Annotated in this window: 17 protein-coding genes and 1 other RNA gene; 17 read left to right on the forward strand and 1 reads right to left on the reverse strand. The window is 50.9% G+C overall.

What is annotated here, in order from left to right; genetic code table 11:
• Window positions 1-504 precede the first annotated feature (504 nt).
• The 17 genes from glf to HMPREF2981_RS07390 all read left to right on the forward strand — a co-directional run bounded on the left by glf (window position 505) and on the right by HMPREF2981_RS07390 (window position 15,681).
• Window positions 505-1,692: a UDP-galactopyranose mutase gene (gene glf / locus HMPREF2981_RS07310; protein WP_070661993.1), complete on the forward strand. Its 1,188-nt coding sequence runs from the start codon at window positions 505-507 to the stop codon at window positions 1,690-1,692.
• A gap of 2 nt (window positions 1,693-1,694) precedes the next feature.
• Entirely contained in the window at window positions 1,695-3,704 is a 2,010-nt protein-coding gene (locus HMPREF2981_RS07315; protein ID WP_070661996.1) for a glycosyltransferase, read from the forward strand.
• Window positions 3,701-4,579 (forward strand): ABC transporter permease, encoded by an 879-nt coding sequence (locus HMPREF2981_RS07320; RefSeq protein ID WP_048779093.1) that lies wholly within the window; start codon window positions 3,701-3,703, stop codon window positions 4,577-4,579. The genes HMPREF2981_RS07315 and HMPREF2981_RS07320 overlap by 4 nt, the downstream gene beginning before the upstream one ends.
• A 5-nt stretch (window positions 4,580-4,584) precedes the next feature.
• Window positions 4,585-5,352, forward strand: coding sequence for an ABC transporter ATP-binding protein (locus tag HMPREF2981_RS07325; protein WP_004005021.1), 768 nt, complete (start codon window positions 4,585-4,587; stop codon window positions 5,350-5,352).
• A gap of 268 nt (window positions 5,353-5,620) precedes the next feature.
• Entirely contained in the window at window positions 5,621-6,883 is a 1,263-nt protein-coding gene (locus HMPREF2981_RS07330; protein ID WP_048779091.1) for a TadA family conjugal transfer-associated ATPase, read from the forward strand.
• Complete coding sequence (locus HMPREF2981_RS07335; RefSeq protein WP_070661999.1) at window positions 6,883-7,737, forward strand: type II secretion system F family protein; 855 nt, start codon at window positions 6,883-6,885, stop codon at window positions 7,735-7,737. Before HMPREF2981_RS07330 ends, HMPREF2981_RS07335 begins: the two co-directional genes overlap by 1 nt.
• On the forward strand, window positions 7,734-8,666 hold the full coding sequence (locus HMPREF2981_RS07340) for a type II secretion system F family protein (protein ID WP_004005017.1): 933 nt from the start codon (window positions 7,734-7,736) through the stop codon (window positions 8,664-8,666). The genes HMPREF2981_RS07335 and HMPREF2981_RS07340 overlap by 4 nt, the downstream gene beginning before the upstream one ends.
• A 61-nt stretch (window positions 8,667-8,727) precedes the next feature.
• Window positions 8,728-8,946, forward strand: a complete 219-nt coding sequence (locus HMPREF2981_RS07345) for a hypothetical protein (RefSeq protein WP_048779087.1) — start codon at window positions 8,728-8,730, stop codon at window positions 8,944-8,946.
• A gap of 4 nt (window positions 8,947-8,950) precedes the next feature.
• Window positions 8,951-9,361: a TadE/TadG family type IV pilus assembly protein gene (locus HMPREF2981_RS07350; protein WP_080976585.1), complete on the forward strand. Its 411-nt coding sequence runs from the start codon at window positions 8,951-8,953 to the stop codon at window positions 9,359-9,361.
• A 133-nt stretch (window positions 9,362-9,494) separates the two neighbouring features.
• On the forward strand, window positions 9,495-9,857 hold the full coding sequence (locus HMPREF2981_RS07355; RefSeq protein WP_239668160.1) for a hypothetical protein: 363 nt from the start codon (window positions 9,495-9,497) through the stop codon (window positions 9,855-9,857).
• Between the two features lie 10 nt (window positions 9,858-9,867).
• The gene (locus tag HMPREF2981_RS07360) at window positions 9,868-10,338 is read left to right on the forward strand and encodes a pilus assembly protein TadG-related protein (RefSeq protein WP_070662002.1); all 471 of its coding nucleotides are present in this window, start codon (window positions 9,868-9,870) and stop codon (window positions 10,336-10,338) included.
• 68 nt (window positions 10,339-10,406) lie between these two features.
• Window positions 10,407-11,534 carry a peptide chain release factor 2 gene (gene prfB, locus HMPREF2981_RS07365; RefSeq protein ID WP_070662006.1) on the forward strand — a complete coding sequence of 376 codons (1,128 nt, stop codon included), beginning with the start codon at window positions 10,407-10,409 and terminating at the stop codon, window positions 11,532-11,534.
• A 14-nt stretch (window positions 11,535-11,548) separates the two neighbouring features.
• Window positions 11,549-12,043, forward strand: a complete 495-nt coding sequence (gene smpB, locus HMPREF2981_RS07370; protein WP_004005010.1) for an SsrA-binding protein SmpB — start codon at window positions 11,549-11,551, stop codon at window positions 12,041-12,043.
• Between the two features lie 207 nt (window positions 12,044-12,250).
• The gene (locus HMPREF2981_RS07375) at window positions 12,251-12,736 is read left to right on the forward strand and encodes a DUF4190 domain-containing protein (protein ID WP_070620901.1); all 486 of its coding nucleotides are present in this window, start codon (window positions 12,251-12,253) and stop codon (window positions 12,734-12,736) included.
• 229 nt (window positions 12,737-12,965) lie between these two features.
• Window positions 12,966-14,201 (forward strand): DUF4190 domain-containing protein, encoded by a 1,236-nt coding sequence (locus tag HMPREF2981_RS07380; protein ID WP_070662009.1) that lies wholly within the window; start codon window positions 12,966-12,968, stop codon window positions 14,199-14,201.
• Window positions 14,202-14,435: 234 nt separating this feature from the next.
• Window positions 14,436-14,809, forward strand: a transfer-messenger RNA (tmRNA) gene (gene ssrA, locus HMPREF2981_RS07385).
• Between the two features lie 212 nt (window positions 14,810-15,021).
• The gene (locus tag HMPREF2981_RS07390; protein WP_246825383.1) at window positions 15,022-15,681 is read left to right on the forward strand and encodes a hypothetical protein; all 660 of its coding nucleotides are present in this window, start codon (window positions 15,022-15,024) and stop codon (window positions 15,679-15,681) included.
• A 138-nt stretch (window positions 15,682-15,819) separates the two neighbouring features.
• Here the strand turns inward: HMPREF2981_RS07390 and HMPREF2981_RS07395 are convergent, their stop codons facing one another.
• Complete coding sequence (locus HMPREF2981_RS07395; RefSeq protein WP_048779073.1) at window positions 15,820-16,632, reverse strand: inositol monophosphatase family protein; 813 nt, start codon at window positions 16,630-16,632, stop codon at window positions 15,820-15,822.
• Window positions 16,633-16,647: the final 15 nt, after the last annotated feature.

Here is a 16,647-nt window from a genome sequence, read left to right on the forward strand (position 1 = left end):
ATTTCTATATCAGTCGGTATGCCATGTGCTTTCAACCGCTTTGTCATGGTTCTGTGGATAACGTGTGAGATTCAGATGTGATGAGCAGGTTATCCACAGGTATTTTGGAAATTTACCGGTAATAACGGCGAAAAACCGGAAATATTACGTGATGTGCAGGCTCGCGTGATTGCCTCGGAGAGAGGTTGCATAGACGTGCAGTTTGAAACCAAAAGTGTGAGACACTCCGTATACCTCAGCCCGGTTCTTCGGTAGGATTGGTACACTCGAATTTCGGAATTATCGCTTATACCGTGTGCGTCGTGGGTTTAAACCCCAGTCTGCTGTACCGGGAAAATATGCAACTGACGGTGTTATCGGGTAACTTTAGATAATGACTAAAATCGTTGTGTCAGTGGCAGCGTATGCCGTAAACACAACAGAATTGGCTCCCTTGCACAGGGTGTCTACGGCAGGTGAATTCGCTGATATAACGCGAGTTCCCATGACATACAGGAGTAAATAATGACTGCGGATCTCGTGGTTGTCGGATCCGGCCTTTTCGGTCTGACCATTGCAGAACAGGCAGCGACCGAATTGGGTCTGAAGGTCGTTCTGCTGGATCGTCGTTCTCATATCGGCGGTAATGCATACAGCGAGAATGAAGAGCAGACTGGTATTGAGGTGCACCGCTATGGCGCTCACCTTTTCCATACCTCCAACGAGCGTGTCTGGGAATATGTAAACCGATTTACTGGGTTCACCAATTACGTGCACCGTGTATACACTCGCCACAACGGTATTGTGTACCCCATGCCTATCAACCTGGGCACCATTAACCAGTTCTTTAACGCTGCTTACTCTCCTGCGGAAGCAAAGGCGCTCATCGCAGAACAAGCTGGCGAACTGGCAGGTACCGACCCGCAAAACCTCAACGACAAAGGTATTTCACTCATCGGGCGCCCACTGTACGAAGCCTTTATTAAGCACTACACCGCCAAACAATGGCAGACTCCGCCGGAGGAACTGCCTGCATCCATTATTTCGCGCCTGCCTGTGCGGTACACCTACGACAACCGTTACTTCAACGATAAGTATGAAGGTCTACCGGTCGACGGGTATGCGGCGTGGCTGGAACGCATGGCGGCGCATCCGAATATTGAAGTTCGTTTGAATACGGACTTTTTCTCGGATGATCACGAGTATTCTCGTGAGAAAGTTCTGGGGCAGATTCCTGTGGTTTACACCGGCCCTGTCGATCGTTACTTCGATTATGCAGAGGGCGACCTCTCGTGGCGCACCATTGATCTGGAAGAAGAAGTTCTGCCAATTGAAGATTTTCAGGGCTGTTCCGTGATGAACTATCCTGATGCGGATGTTCCTTTTACCCGTATTCACGAGTTCCGTCACTTCCATCCCGAGCGTGATTACACCAAGGATGCAACCGTTATTATGCGCGAATACTCACGCTTTGCAAATAAGGGCGATGAGCCCTATTACCCGGTAAATACCTCTGTAGACCGTGAAAAACTTTTGAAGTACCGTGATCTGGCAAAGGGCGAGCAGAACGTTCTTTTTGGGGGCCGTCTGGGTACCTACAAGTACCTCGATATGCATATGGCGATCGGCGCGGCGCTGTCGATGTTTGATAACAAGATTCGTCCGCACTTTGCACAGGGTGCCAAGATTGAATCTGGTGGAGTTGAAGCATAATTATGGCTGAAACTCAAATTCTGAAAACCCTGCAGCGCGTTATTTTCCCTAGCGCGGTTGAAACCGACGTGGTACCTCTGTATGTGGATGCTGGCGTAGCCGCTGGCGTTCAGCTGCCAACCCGTATTGATGGTGACGCTACCACGAGTATTACAGAGGCGGCGCAGGTACAGGAACAAAGCGCCGCTAATATCGCTGCTAACCGAACCGCGGCTGAAGGCCTTATCGGTCGTCGCTCCATCAACGTTAATCCCGGGCAAAGTCTCTCATTTGGCACCTATTTCAATGCGTTCCCAGCATCGTATTGGCGCCGTTGGACCGATCTTAAAGAGGTCGTACTGAGCGTCCAAACCCGTGGCGAAGGCATGGTGATCGTATACAAATCCAACGGGCGGGGTGTTATTCAGCGTGTGGATGCAAAGCTCCTTTCGGGGGACGAAACATCAATCTTTACCCTGCCCCTAGCGCCTTTCGGCGATGGCGGTTGGTATTGGTTTGATCTTTCTGGAACTGAAGATCTTGAACTGGTTGAGGCTAATTGGCTAGGTGATATTGAGCCCCGTGCCGATGTCCAGGCTGGTCAAGCGACGGTCCAGATTACGACCATGAATAAGGTCGATTATTGTATTGACAACATTCGTACGCTTGGCAACAGCCCCGAAATTTTTGATGCTGTCCACGAGTTCCTAATTGTTGATCAGGGCAGTTCGAAGGTGCAGGATCACGAAGAATTCGAGGAGGTCGTTAAGCCTCTTGCTGGTAAGTTCCGCATCATTAACCAGGGGAACTTGGGTGGTTCCGGCGGTTTTTCGCGCGGTATGTTCGAGGCAGTCAAGAACGGCAGCGATTATGTGCTTCTGCTTGATGACGACGTGATCGTGGAGCCAGAAGCAATTTTGCGCATGGTGACTTTCGCGAACTATTGCAAAGACCCCACAATCGTGGGTGCGCACATGTTCGATATGTTCGATCGCTCGGTACTTCATGCATTCGGCGAAGTCGTTGATCCGTGGCGTAACTTCTACGCGAAGCCTCACGAGGATATGGCGATGGGTCACGACTTAGGCCGCAGCAACCTGCGCAGCACGCACTGGCTGCATCGTCGTGTGGACGTGGATTATAACGGTTGGTGGATGTGCCTTATCCCAACTTCGGTAATCCGCAAGATCGGCCTGTCGTTACCGCTTTTCCTTAAATGGGATGACGCTGAGTATGGCTTGCGCGCGAAGGCTGCTGGTATCCCTACAGTGTCCTTCCCTGGAGCAGGTGTATGGCACGTTTCATGGACCGATAAGGATGACTCGGTGGGCTGGCAGGCTTACTATCATGAACGTAACCGCCTAATTACCGCGCTGTTGCATTCTCCCTTCGATAAGGGTGGCCGCGTGCTGGTTGACTCCATGTTCTTGGACGTCAAGCACACGTTGTCAATGCAGTATTACACTCAAGCAGGCCGCCTCATGGCGCTGGAAGATTTGCTGGCCGGACCGGAGCACCTGCATGAGTCGCTTTCGGCTCGTTTACCGGTAATTCGTCAGTTGGCGGGGGAGTACCCGGAGTCCCAGATGAAGCCGAATGTGGACGACTTTCCCACAGTTAAATCGAAGAAGCCGCCTTTCCGCGGTCGCCGCAATTTCAAGTCACCGGGATATAAGAAACTTGTGCCGTGGACCGCAAGAACGGTTGCACGTCAGCTGTTCAAACCCGTAGATGATGAAGCGAAAGAACATCCGCAGATTCAACTTAACTACGGAGAAACTAACTGGTGGACGCTGTCTAAGTTTGATTCAGCACTGGCCACGAACGCGGAGGGAACCGGATTGTTCTGGTATCGCCGTGATCCCCAGCAGCTGCGGTCAAAGCTGATTCACGCTACCAGATTGCACGCGAAGATCATTAAAGATTGGGAGCAGTTGCGCAAGCGGTATCAAGATGCTGCAGCCGATGTCGCTTCCTATGATGCATGGGCAGAAACTTTTGCAAAGCATACGGAGTCTGAACTTAAGCGATGAGCACTTTGCACGATGAACCTTTGAAAGCCCCCGGCCGCGGGCGGGGAATCCTGGATGCCATTCGTAATCGGTACCTTTTGAGGCTACTGGTTGATAAGGAAATCCAGGTTCGCTACCGTGGCTCGGTTCTAGGGATCCTGTGGTCTTACATTAAGCCGGGCGTCCAGTTCGGCGTGTTCTATGTTGCCATGGGCTTATTCTTAGGCTTGGAACGAGGAATGCACAACTATGCGATCTACCTGTTTTCGGGCATGATCGTGATTAACTTCTTCTCGGAAGGATTCGGGAACGGTGCCCGCACGATGGTGGTTAACAGCGCCCTGATTCGGAAGATTTATCTTCCGAGGGAGCTCTTCTCACTTTCAACTGTGTGGGTGGCGGTAGTACATTTCATACCCCAAATCGTGGTGATGCTCATCGCTTGCTTCTTTGCGGGGTGGCGGCCTGGGCCGCGCAATATTGCCGCGATTTTTGCCGGGATGGCTATCGTGATGCTTCTGTCCTACGGCCTGGGGCTCATCTTTGGTGTCGCAAACGTGTTCTTCCGCGACTCCGAGAATATCGTTGATATGCTCCTGATGGTAGCAACATGGTTCTCCCCGGTGTTGTACTCCTGGACCATGGTACGTGACACTCTATATCCGTGGGTTTTCAACGTGTTTATGTTGAACCCGCTGACCGTTGCGGTTGAACTTTTCCACTACGGTTTTTGGCGCCCTACGGCAGACCTCGAAAAGTCGGGACATTTTGCTGAGATTGTTCCGCATCTGTTTAGTATCTGGACCCCAGTAGGTATTGGTATTTCCTTACTGACCGTTCTAATCGGCGATTTGCTCTTCCGTAAGTTTGAGGGCAACTTCGCTCAGGAGCTCTGATTCTTGTGAAGATTGAGAAAATAGATCTGCCTGAGATTGATCCGAATGCTCCGGTTGTTATTCAAGTCGATGAGCTCGTTAAAAGCTTTGTGCTGCGTCATACGCGTTCTATGAAAGAAGCCTTTGTATGGCTTATGAAGGGGCGTAAAGGTGACCTGTCTGAGAAGTTTAACGCTCTCAATGGTATTACTCTGAATGTAAAACAGGGTGAACGTGTGGCACTTTTGGGGCTCAATGGTTCCGGTAAATCAACCCTTTTGAAGCTGATTTCCGGTGTGATGCAGCCTGAAGGCGGGCAGGTCCTCAACCGCGGTAAAATCGCGGGCCTTATTGAGGTGGGTGCAGGCTTTCATCCCGACCTCACGGGGCGCGATAATGTATTCCTCAATGGCGCTATTCTGGGTATGACCAAAAAAGAGATTGAAGATGCCTTTGATGATATTGTGGCATTCTCTGAAATTGAGGAATTTATTGATACTGAGGTGAAGTTTTATTCATCCGGTATGTACCTGCGTCTTGCGTTTTCGGTGGCTGTGCATACTAACCCAGATATTTTCTTGGTGGATGAGATTCTGGCGGTTGGCGATGAACCTTTCCAGAAGAAATGTATTGCAAGGATTCAAGAGCTCATCCAAGCGGGCAAGACTCTGGTTGTCGTAAGTCATGACCTCGACCTAGTGTCACAGATATGTGATCGCGGTGTAGTACTTGACCACGGTAATTTAAGTTTCGACGGGGACATCAAGGATGCGGTCAAGATGATTCGTGGCTAGTACACCTAGGTTTCTAGTATGCGTAGACGGGGTGAGGGGGAGAACAACCGTAACGGTTGTTCTCCCCCTCACCCCGTCTACGCATTAATTGAAAGCCCTATAAGTCTTAGCAGGAGAGTCAGAAATTATTCGAGGAACATTACGCATAAAATATATGTAGTTTTGGTGAATGTTTTCCAGTGGATATATTGTGACATCAACGCGAAATTTTTGATTTAAGAGAGCGTTGAGAATACCAACCACACTAAACTTCACCGGGAGAACATCAATGGAGACCCCGAGATCTGCTGTCGTGCCAGATTATTATTCTCTGCTCGATGCCGAGATCCGTGATGCGATTCGCGACGGAGACCTTGACCCTTACACGTCACGGGATGCCGTCGAAGGGCTCATTAGAAGTACTGTTTCCGCCTACGAAAGACGGATGGTACGCGCTTCCCTTCCTCCTCTTGAGAACGTCGAAGAGATTATCCATCGACTGCGTAACGATCTCTGCGGATATGGCCCGCTTCAGCCTTATCTTGATGATGAAGAGGTCGAAGAAATCTGGATCAATTCACCCGATGAAATCTTTGTGGCTCGTGCTGGCGAGAGTGAACTGACAGGGCTGCACCTCAGCGATGAGGCTATTCAACAGCTCTTGGAACGTATGCTCAAGCCTTCGGGACGACGTGTCGATTTATCATCTCCCTTCGTCGATGCTTCGTTACCGGATGGATCTCGTCTGCACGCCGTGATTCCCGATATTACGAGAGCCCACACCTCCCTCAACATTCGTAAATTTGTGGTGCGCGCCAAACGTCTTCCCGACCTCGTAAAGCTTGGTTCCCTGAGCGCGGGAGCTGCATCGTTTTTACACGCTGCTGTCGAAAGCGGAGTCAATATTTTAGTGTCCGGGGCTACTCAAGCGGGTAAAACCACAATGCTAAATTGTTTGGCAGCATCTATACCGCCGCGCGAACGGGTGGTGACCTGTGAAGAAATCTTTGAGCTTTCTATTCCTCTGCGCGATGTCGTTGGAATGCAATGCAGACAGCCTAATCTAGAGGGTAAAGGCGCAATAGCTCTTCGCCGCCTCGTCAAAGAGGCTCTGCGTATGAGACCGGATCGACTACTCATTGGCGAGGTTCGCGAAGCGGAATCCCTCGATATGCTCATCGCTCTTAACGCGGGTTTACCGGGTATGTGTACTATTCACGCGAATTCTGCACGGGATGCAGTCACTAAAATTTGTACTCTTCCGTTGCTGGCAGGAGACAACATCTCATCCGCCTTCGTGGTGCCTACCGTAGCAAGCTGTTTCGACCTCGTAATTCATTGTGGTCGCGATACCCACGGGCATCGTCAGGTAGAAGAGATTTATATGCTGGGCGGTCGTGTAGAAGACGGCGTCATTGAGATGTCACCGCTTTTTACCCGTCAACAAGGCGAACTGGTGTGCGTAGCCTTAGAAATCCCAACACCCGAGAAATGGATTCGCGCCGGACACCGGCCCGAACAAGTATTAGCAGCAGCAAAGGTAGGACGCTAATGGGTGTTATCTATGGCTTAGCAATGGGGATCGGGGTTTTCCTCGTATGGTGGTCATGCTGGAGCATGCCGCAAGGAGCCGTCAAGACTGAACGGGAACCGAAGATAGCGGTAACTCTTCGTAAAGCTGGGATGCACACTATTACTCCCTCGGCTTTTACCGGAGTGAGTATCCTCAGTGGGGTCTTAGCAGGAGTGCTTCTTTTCGCCCTGACCGGGCTGTGGAGTTTCGCCTTTCTAGGGACGGGCAGTGGTTTCATCATGCCTCGCGTGGTTGTGAATCATCGTGCGAAAGTGCGTGAGAGTAAGCTCTGGCAGCTCTGGCCGGATGCCGTTGATCACTTACGATCGGCTATTCGTGCCGGGCTTTCACTGCCAGAGGCTCTTATCCAGCTTTCATACCGCGGACCTTATGAACTTCGAGAGGCTTTTGCACGTTTTGGATCGGATTATCGTGCAACCGGTGACTTTGTAGCTTCCTTGAATCGGCTCAAGGAATATGTTGCTGATCCAGTCGCCGATAATATCGTTGAAGCACTCAAAATAGCACGTGAAGTCGGCGGCAGCGACTTGGGACGACTACTGGGCACATTGAGTAATTTCTTACGAGAAAATGCGCGTACCCGAGCAGAACTTCAAGCACGCCAATCTTGGACTGTCAACGCCGCCCGGTTGGCCTGTGTTGCTCCATGGGTAGTACTGATGCTGATGGCCACACAGCCTGCGGTTCGAAATATTTATAACTCTTTTGCCGGTTTCGTTCTTATGTTCGCGGGTGCTGGACTGTCGGTAATCGCGTACCGCATCATGCTCCGTATCGGGGCGCTACCTCAAGAAAGGAGGGTTTTTGCATGAACTTTGCTATTATCTTCGGGCTTTTCTTCGCGTTTGGTGTAATGCTCATAGCATCTTCATTGCGTAAGAGACGTGGGCCGAACTTTGGAGAACGTATTGCGCCGCAGATGCGCTCCGTTTCGATACGCGAATCCCTGCACCGTGAGAATCAGGCCTCAGGAACTAGCGTTTTAGATGCCCTTTATTCGTTCCTGGAACCTATGATGCAGTCGTTCCTAGGGCGGGTACGTTCTACAGAGTCTAGGGACGAAGCCCTTGCTGCTCGCTTGCGCCGCGCGGGAAGTGATCAGACTGTAAGTGCTTTTCGTGCCGAACAAATCCTCTGGGCGGTTAGTTCGGTGGCCCTTTTAGGAGTATTGAGCGTTATTGGGCTGTTGGAAAACCAATTGTCACTCTGGAGCGGCCTGATGCTCATTATCCTGGGTGGTGTTACCGGTTTTCTGGCGCGAGACTGGTGGCTGGGCCAGATTATTGTACGTCGTGAGAAACAGCTTATTGCGGAGTTTCCCGCGCTTGCAGAGATGATGGCGCTTTCGGTGGCTGCAGGTGAATCTGCTCTTGCTTCCCTGGAGCGCATTTGCCGTACTTCTCGCGGGGAATTGGCCCGAGAATTTAACGATATTCTTGCGCAAACGCGAGCCGGATCCAGCCTACTGGCGGCGCTCAACGAATTCGCACAGAGTACACAAATTCCAGCCCTTAGCCGATTTGTCGATGGTGTAGCCGTAGCCATTGAACGCGGTACTCCTTTGGCAGATGTTCTACGGGCACAGGCCCAAGATGTGCGCGACAACGCGAAACGCGAGCTTCTCGAAGTAGCCGGGAAAAAGGAGATCGCCATGTTGGCGCCTGTCGTATTTTTAATTCTGCCGTTGACCGTAGTCTTTGCGATTTTCCCCGGCCTTTCGCTAATGAAACTTGCGTTTTAACGCATCATAACCTCGCCCCTAAGGCGGATTCCAAATAGCTCAATCACATAAGGAAAATACTATGTTTACTCGACTTCGTATGTTGCTTCTGTCTGTTCCCGGTATTGCTTTTCTGCTTACCTCTTATAGAGGCTTGCACGACGACCCAGAACGCGGAGATGTACCCGGATGGGTCATGATTACCATGATGAGTGCCATCTTGGTCGCCGCGATTTTAGCTATTGCCCAACCAGCTTTGATCAAGATGTTTAACGATGCTATTGCGCTTATTCGTCCCTAGTCGTATGAGCCGACATCAAAAACAAGAGCTTGCGGCATCGCCGTCAGAACGAGGGGATGCCAGCACTGAGTTCGTGATGGTTTCTGCTCTCTTAGTACTGCTGACCGTCGCAATTTTGCAGGTTTCCTATGCGTTTTACACGCGCAATATTCTGTTGGATGCTGCAAGCGCGGGCGCTCGCTACGGAACATTGTACGACCGCACCCCTGAGGAAGGCCAGGAACGAGCAGAGCAGATTATTCGGGGGAATTTGCCCGAGAATTATGCGCAAGATGTACATACATCGGTATATGTCGATCCGTCTGGAATTCGTATTCTTGAGGTTCACATTACCGCTCCTTTGCCAGTACTGGGGCCATGGGGGTTCCCAGGTTCTATTTCGGTGAGTGGTCATGCTGCATATATTCAGTCTTAGAAACCTGGCGCTGTGTCTGCGGACTCGTGCAGAGGATTCAGAGAATACCGATCATGAACATGAGCGCGGGAGCGCAATTGTTGAATTTCTCGGGCTCGGTGTTACACTGCTGCTCCCTATCATGTATGGGGTCTTGACGATTTTTTCAGTGCAGGCTTCGATCTTGGGGGCGCATGCCGCAAGCGCGCAGGTAGCTCAATATATTCAGGAGCTGCCGCCTGAGACTTCGATGTCGCAGGAACAGGCTCAACGTTTGAGCGCGCTTGTGGCACGCGATTTTGGGGTTGCAGAATCTGATATCTCGGTATCTTTGAGCTGTTCAGGGTCGTGTAGCGCGCGGGAGAGTATTAGAGTCCAGGTTCAGGTAAATGCACACCTTCCCCTAATTCCGCAGGGGCTAGGAGCAAGCGTTATCCCGGTATCCTCACAATCGGTGACCTGGGGACAGACTGAGATAGGTTCTGCTGCTTCATCCGCTTCCCGGGAAACTCCGTAAGGGAAATTAGATGGTAGTTTCGTATATTCATGCCGTTCGGAGCCATGACAGTGATAATGATGAGGGGAGCATTAGTCCGCTCATCGTTGGTATGTGCGCTCTGGTACTGTTGATAGCATCAGTGACTTTAGCGGTCACGGGTGCTCACGTACAAACCCACAGACTCGAAGACCTTGCGGATGCGCAAGCCATTTCTATCGCACGAACTATAGAGCATGGATTCTCGGAATATTCCGATAACTCTGCAGACAACGCTCGAGCTAGGCAGCTTGCTGCCAAATATCTGGAGGAGAGTGGAGCTTCTCACGAATTCGTGAACTTGCAGGTAGACTCGGTGCAGATTAGCGATGACCGTACTGTTCATGTCACGTTACGTGCTAGGATTCATCCTCCGATCGTTTCGGCTGTGGTTCCTGATGGTTTTGAGGTGAAGGCTCAGGCTCGCGCCCGCATCCACCAGAGACAGAAGGACGAAAAGTAAATGCGTCTGTAGCGTTGTAAAGTAATTCGGCGGGACTTTCCGCCTGATTCACGCTAGTCTTAAATGCTATGGCATCTTTCGACTTTTCGGCTGAGATTAAGGATCTGCGTTCCATATACGCCTCAATTGTTGCGGTGAGTGACCTTGAGGGTATCAAGCGCGCTCTTGAAGACCTATCTCAGCAAGCTTCAGCACCTGAGCTTTGGGATGATCCTGAGCACGCTCAACGGGTAACAAGCGCGCTTTCCCATAAGCAAGCTGAACTGAATCGTCTAACGAGCTTAGCGTCTCGTATTGATGATGTTGAGGTCATGGTCGAGCTGGCACAGACCGAAGATGAATCATCCGCAGAAGACCTATTGGCGGAGGCTGAAGCCGAGTGTAAAGAGCTGAGGAAGAAGCTGGATGAACTTGAAGTCTTGGTGCTGCTCTCTGGCGAGTACGATCAGCGTGAGGCTGTTGTAACGATTCGTTCAGGCGCGGGTGGTGTGGACGCGGCAGATTTTGCAGAGATGCTTTTGCGCATGTACTTGCGGTGGGCTGAAAAGAATGGCTATCCGACGAAAGTGCTGGACACTTCGTATGCTGAAGAAGCAGGGCTGAAATCCGTAACTTTTGAGGTCAACGCGCCCTACGCTTTTGGTCGCCTTTCTGTTGAAGCGGGCACCCATCGGCTAGTACGTATCTCTCCATTTGATAATCAGGGGCGCAGGCAAACCTCATTTGCCGCGGTTGAAGTTATTCCTCTGATCGAGCAGACCGATGCGCTTGAGATCCCCGAGTCTGAGATTAAGGTTGATGTATTTCGCTCCTCTGGACCGGGCGGTCAATCCGTCAATACAACGGACTCAGCGGTGCGTATGACGCATATTCCAACGGGTATTGTAGTGTCAATGCAGAATGAAAAATCGCAGATTCAAAACCGGGCTGCGGCTCTGCGCGTGCTGCAATCGCGTTTACTTATGCTTCGTCAAGAGCAGGAGGACGCCAAAAAGAAAGAGCTGGCGGGTGATATTAAAGCAAGCTGGGGCGATCAAATGCGATCCTACGTGCTCCATCCGTACCAGATGGTGAAGGATCTGCGTACCGGATACGAGGAAGGCAACACGTCAAGCGTACTTGACGGGGGGCTCAATAGATTTATTGAAGAGGGCATTCGCTGGCGCGCCTCTGGTCGCCGTGGTAACGAAGGCTAAGCATAAGGAATATTATGGCTCAGAAAAAGAAAAAAGGCGCCAAAACAGACCCGAATAACTCGATTATCGCGCAGAACAAGAAAGCACGACATAACTACAATATTGTCGACACCTATGAAGCGGGCGTGGTCCTTTTAGGAACAGAGGTGAAATCTCTGCGCGATGGGGGAGCCTCTATCACTGACGGGTTCTGCCATGTAAAGGATCACGAACTCTGGCTGGAAGGTATTCATATTGCTGAGTACGGCTATGGTACATGGACGAATCATTCAGCACGCCGCAGCCGTAAGCTGTTACTGCATCGTTCAGAGATTAACCGGTTAGAGCAGAAACTCAAAGAAACCGGGTATACAGTGGTGCCCCTCAAGCTATATTTTAGCGGTGGGCGTGTGAAGGTTGAGATTGCCTTGGCAACAGGTAAACGTGAGTACGATAAGCGTCAGGCGCTGCGTGAGAGGCAGGATAATTTGGAGGCGGCACGTGCCATGCGGTACCGCAATTTAGGATAGTCATCTATGCTAGATAAGTTAGATGTTACTGGTTGATGTCTCTGAAGAACTTCTACAGAGGAAATCAAGATTAGCTATTTTTGGCTAGAAATCTGCACCGGTAAGACACATGTAGGATATACTTACTAGCAAGACATAAAGCGTATTTACCCGATAAGATGTGTAAGTATGCAGTGACACAACAGACAGAAATAATGGAGGAGTTTTATGTCTGAGAACGTTCCGAATACATCCGGTCATTCTGGAGGGCAGTCCGAGCAACCGAAATTCGTTCCTGCTGCGCCGCCTGTTGCGCCTGCAGGAAACGCTTACTCCGGTTACGTTCCGACGAAGCTTCCCGCTGGTATGGCGATTGCATCGTTGGTGATGGGCATCGTGAGTATACTTGGGGCTCTTCCTCTAAGCTTCATCACTATTGTTGTAGCACTTGTAGGTCTGATCCTTGGTATTATTGCGCTTCGCAAGGTACGTAAAGGTACCGGCGGTGGCAAGGGTATGGCTATCGGGGGCGTTGTTACCAGTGCTATTGGCTTTATACTATCAGCCGTGGTTCTTGTCTTGCTCATCATCGGTACGATGATGATGCAGGAATGCAAGAATACTGGTGTGCAGAATAGTGACGGCTCTGTCACCTGCTCAATTAATGGACAGAAGACGACTGTCAATACCGACGGGACTACTTCTGTTCGGTAGCCAAATATATTGTTCACCATGTGGGGCAGGTGGCTTAAAAAGCTACCCGCCCCACACGTTTGTGCTTCAAGGATAGTGGAATAGGTGAGATAGAGCATCCTAATTTTTATGAAGCTTAGGGTGTCGTAACCAATGGTTTTCGATATAAAAATTCGTATAATGAAAGTTGGTACTCAGCAATAACGCCGGGATAACCGACGGCCTCACCGAAGACAAAGGATAGTAAAGCATGTCAGAAAACCTTTACGGTCAGAACAAGCCACAAGGGCAGTCGCAACAGCCTGGTCACGATCAGAACTCTCAAACTCAGGATTCACAAGCGCAACGGCAGTATCAGGGACAGGTGCCCCAGAATAATAGTTCCCAGCAGGGGAACTACCAGGGCAATGGCGCTCAGAACTCATACCAGCAGCAGTACCCTCAGCAGCCGCAACAGGGCTCGGGCGATCAGCATCTTTTCTACGGTGGTCAGGCACAAAATCAGCAGCCTACTCCATCAGCGGGGCAGCCCTCCTATAACACGCAGTACTCTAGCTCCTCGAACATGGTTTCGGGGCAGCAACAGTATTCTACCCCCCAGCACTCTTCGCAGACCGGGCAGAGCGCCTCAGGACAGAGCTACGCCTCACAGCAGAACTATAATTCAGCTCAAGGTTACAACCAATATCAGCAGACTCAGGATTCACGGAGTTACTCTCAGCAGGGGAACTCCGGTCAGCAGAGCAGTAATCCGACACAGAATCACCAAAGCTCTGCGGGATACCAGAACGTCCAGCAACAGGGATCTTCACAGCAGAAAAGCTACGGTCAGAATTCTGCCCAGACGCAGCAGAACGGATCATCTGTCTATAATGGAAATTCTTCCTACCCCCAGCAGGCGCAGCAAGCCCCCTACGGAACTTCTGGTTCTCAATCTGCACAGCAAAATGCTCAGCAGAGCTACGGTCAGCAGAATTCTTACTCGCAGCCTAGCGGGTATCAGAACCAGCCTGTAAATTCTGGATACACAAGCCAGGGGCAGAACTATTACGGTGCCCAGAGTCAGCAAGGGCAGTATGGGCAGTCTGCCTACGGCGTTTCTCAGTTTGATACTAATGTTCAGAACACAGGTGGCTCCTCGCAGGCCGCTCCGGTCATGGCAATTATTTCCTTGGTACTTGGTGTTCTTGCTGTTGTGAGTGGATTCTTTATTGTCGGAGGTCTGCTCGGCATTGGTGCTATTATTTTGGGCGCTCTTGGACTTCGCCAGTCGCGCCAGTTGGGCAAGGGCAAGGGAATGTCCATCGCCGGCATTATTACTGGTTGTGTGGGTATCATCATAGCTATTATCGCGACTATCGCTTTTGTACTGGGTCAGCAGACTCTTCAGGAATGCCAGAAGGTCGGTACTCCGGATGGTAACGGCAATAAGGTATGCCAGGTAGGGGATAACCCTGATAGCCGTATGACTGTTCCCGCTCAGTAACAGACAGGTATCAGTCTTTCGCTGAATGAAGGGGGCGGAGCATCTCGTTACGGATGTGTTCCGCCCCTGTGCATAAGTAAAATAATGTTGGTGTGTTGTTAGTAAAAGAACCTGGTGGTTGTGTAGAGACAGACCCTCTGATATAGTTAACCGTTACCATCGCGAGCGGTATACTGTGCGTCTCAAGGCAATGCAGAGAACGTTTGTAGATGGTGCTTTTTGATAAAAGTATAGGGGGATGATCGGTTTCGACGATGTGGGTTGAGATGGGTGAAGCGTGCCGAGGACGCAGGGTTATCTCGTTAACGCTCTCTGCAAAAAAATAAGTGCAAAATCTAAGCGCACTGACTTCGCACTCGCTGCCTAAGCGCGAGTTGCAGTCTGTCGGTCTGAGCATGCCTTTGGCTCAGAACCCGGCATCGACTTAAAAGGCCACTGCTGTTAGCCCTCGTCGTAGGGGCTGATGGGACTTTTATTACGAATAGGTTTGTCGATGTAAGTGTTTGTGCAAACATCGGAGCCGAGAAATAGCGCTTTCACAAACTGCGCACGGAGAAGCCCTGTTGAAGCCACATCGGACCGGGGTTCGATTCCCCGCATCTCCACAAAAGCCCTTAAAAGGGGTAGGGAACTAAAACCCGAACCTGATAACTGAGCCGCCCACCAGCAGAATCGCTGGTGGGCGGCTCAGTTATGTTTGGCCTTTTTCGCGCCGAACAAAATATGGGAAGTATGCAACGGCTAAAGCCGCAAGAGCATGATTTTCAGCCCAGAATAACGTAATATCAAGAAAGAAGACTCAGCGCGTATGGAGAAAAAGATGACAGAAAACCCGCGACAGGATCCTATGCCAGATTCAAACACACCTCAGGCATCATATCCTCAAGTCGAAGCTCCAACGCTACAGGATGGTCACGATATGCAGAATTCTGCAGCTTCAGACGCGCCATTGGCGGCTTATGCTTCAGCAACGGATGGAGCGTCTCATCCTCAGGCTCAGCAAGCCGTACCCCCAGTTGGACACGTGGCTGCCGCCTACGACTTTGGCTACAGTAGGGCTCCTCGCCAATATGAGGTTCCACCAGAGGACAGGCGACCTTACGGGGAACCTACCGGCGAAATTCGCGGACCTGGATATTTCTACTCGATAGGTTCTTTTGCTGCTTCGCTTTGTGGACTTGTACTTACCGGATTTAGTGGCTTTCAGGTACTGGGGATCGCCATACTCCACGACGACTACGATTCTATGGGCTATGGTGCCTATGAATTTACGACAATCTCAAATACCATGCTTCTAGCGTTGGTACCAATAGTTATATCAATATGGCTGGGGATTTTTTCCTTTACTGTGAACAAAGGACGTATTACCCCCATGACGGGCAGGATGCGCGCCTTTGCCTCCCTTGGCATCGTCATGGGAGCCTTAGGAGCTTTAGGAATAGTTGGAAACTTCTTCCTCTACCTTCTTGCGATTTCCTAGAAATTAGCCTGCCAACAACGTGTATATTTACCCGTGCACCAAGACCAAGAGCCTATATAAAAGCCCCGATGGGATTATCACACATAAATCTAGTGACCCGCCGGGGCTTCGCCGTTCCTTACCACAGGACCCGAATGGTTACTCGGGTGCAAGCTGACTTATCACAGAACGATGCAAGACCCCATTAGTAGCTAAAGTACTGGCGGTACCTCCCGCCTGCGCTGTAGTTACCGCATCGTCACCAGCTGCTGTTGTGAAGGCCCCGCCTGCTTCACGCACAAGCGGAACTAGCGCGGCAATATCGTGGAGCGCAACTTGAGCTTCACAGGCAATATCAACAGCCCCTTCGGCCACTAAACAATATGACCAAAAGTCACCGTAGGCACGGGAGCGGTTAACCGCATGGACTAGCGAGAGAAAATTCTGTCCGAGTCCCAGACCCTCCCATCCTTTGAACTCGGCGTAGGAGAGCGAAGCTCCAGAGACCGTGGGGACGCTCGACACCTGAAGTCGTGTAGCCTGAGTTAGCGATTTACCTGCGTAGGCGCCTGTACCCTGCGCAGCCCACCACCGTCGCTGTAAAGCCGGGGCAGATACAAGGCCCATAACCGGTTCACCCTGATCAAGGAGAGCGATGAGTGTGGCCCACACCGGAACACCACGCACAAAATTCTGCGTACCATCAATGGGATCGATAACCCACTGCCTGGCAGCTGTACCTGTTGATCCTAGCTCTTCACCGATAATACCGTCGCGTGTGCGCACCCGCGAGAGCTGTGCACGCAGAAGTTCCTCGACCTCACGATCCACCTCGGTCACTGGAGTACCGTCGCTTTTGTGTTCCACGGTAAAAGACCGATCTTTAAACCGGGACATGCTGACGCGATCCACGTTATCCGCCAGGATATGCGCCAGCCTCAAATCATCAGTGTATGACGTCGTAAAGTTCATGAATCTCTCATTAGT

The organism is Rothia sp. HMSC069C01 (genome assembly GCF_001814655.1).
GTDB classification, from domain to species: domain Bacteria; phylum Actinomycetota; class Actinomycetes; order Actinomycetales; family Micrococcaceae; genus Rothia; species Rothia dentocariosa.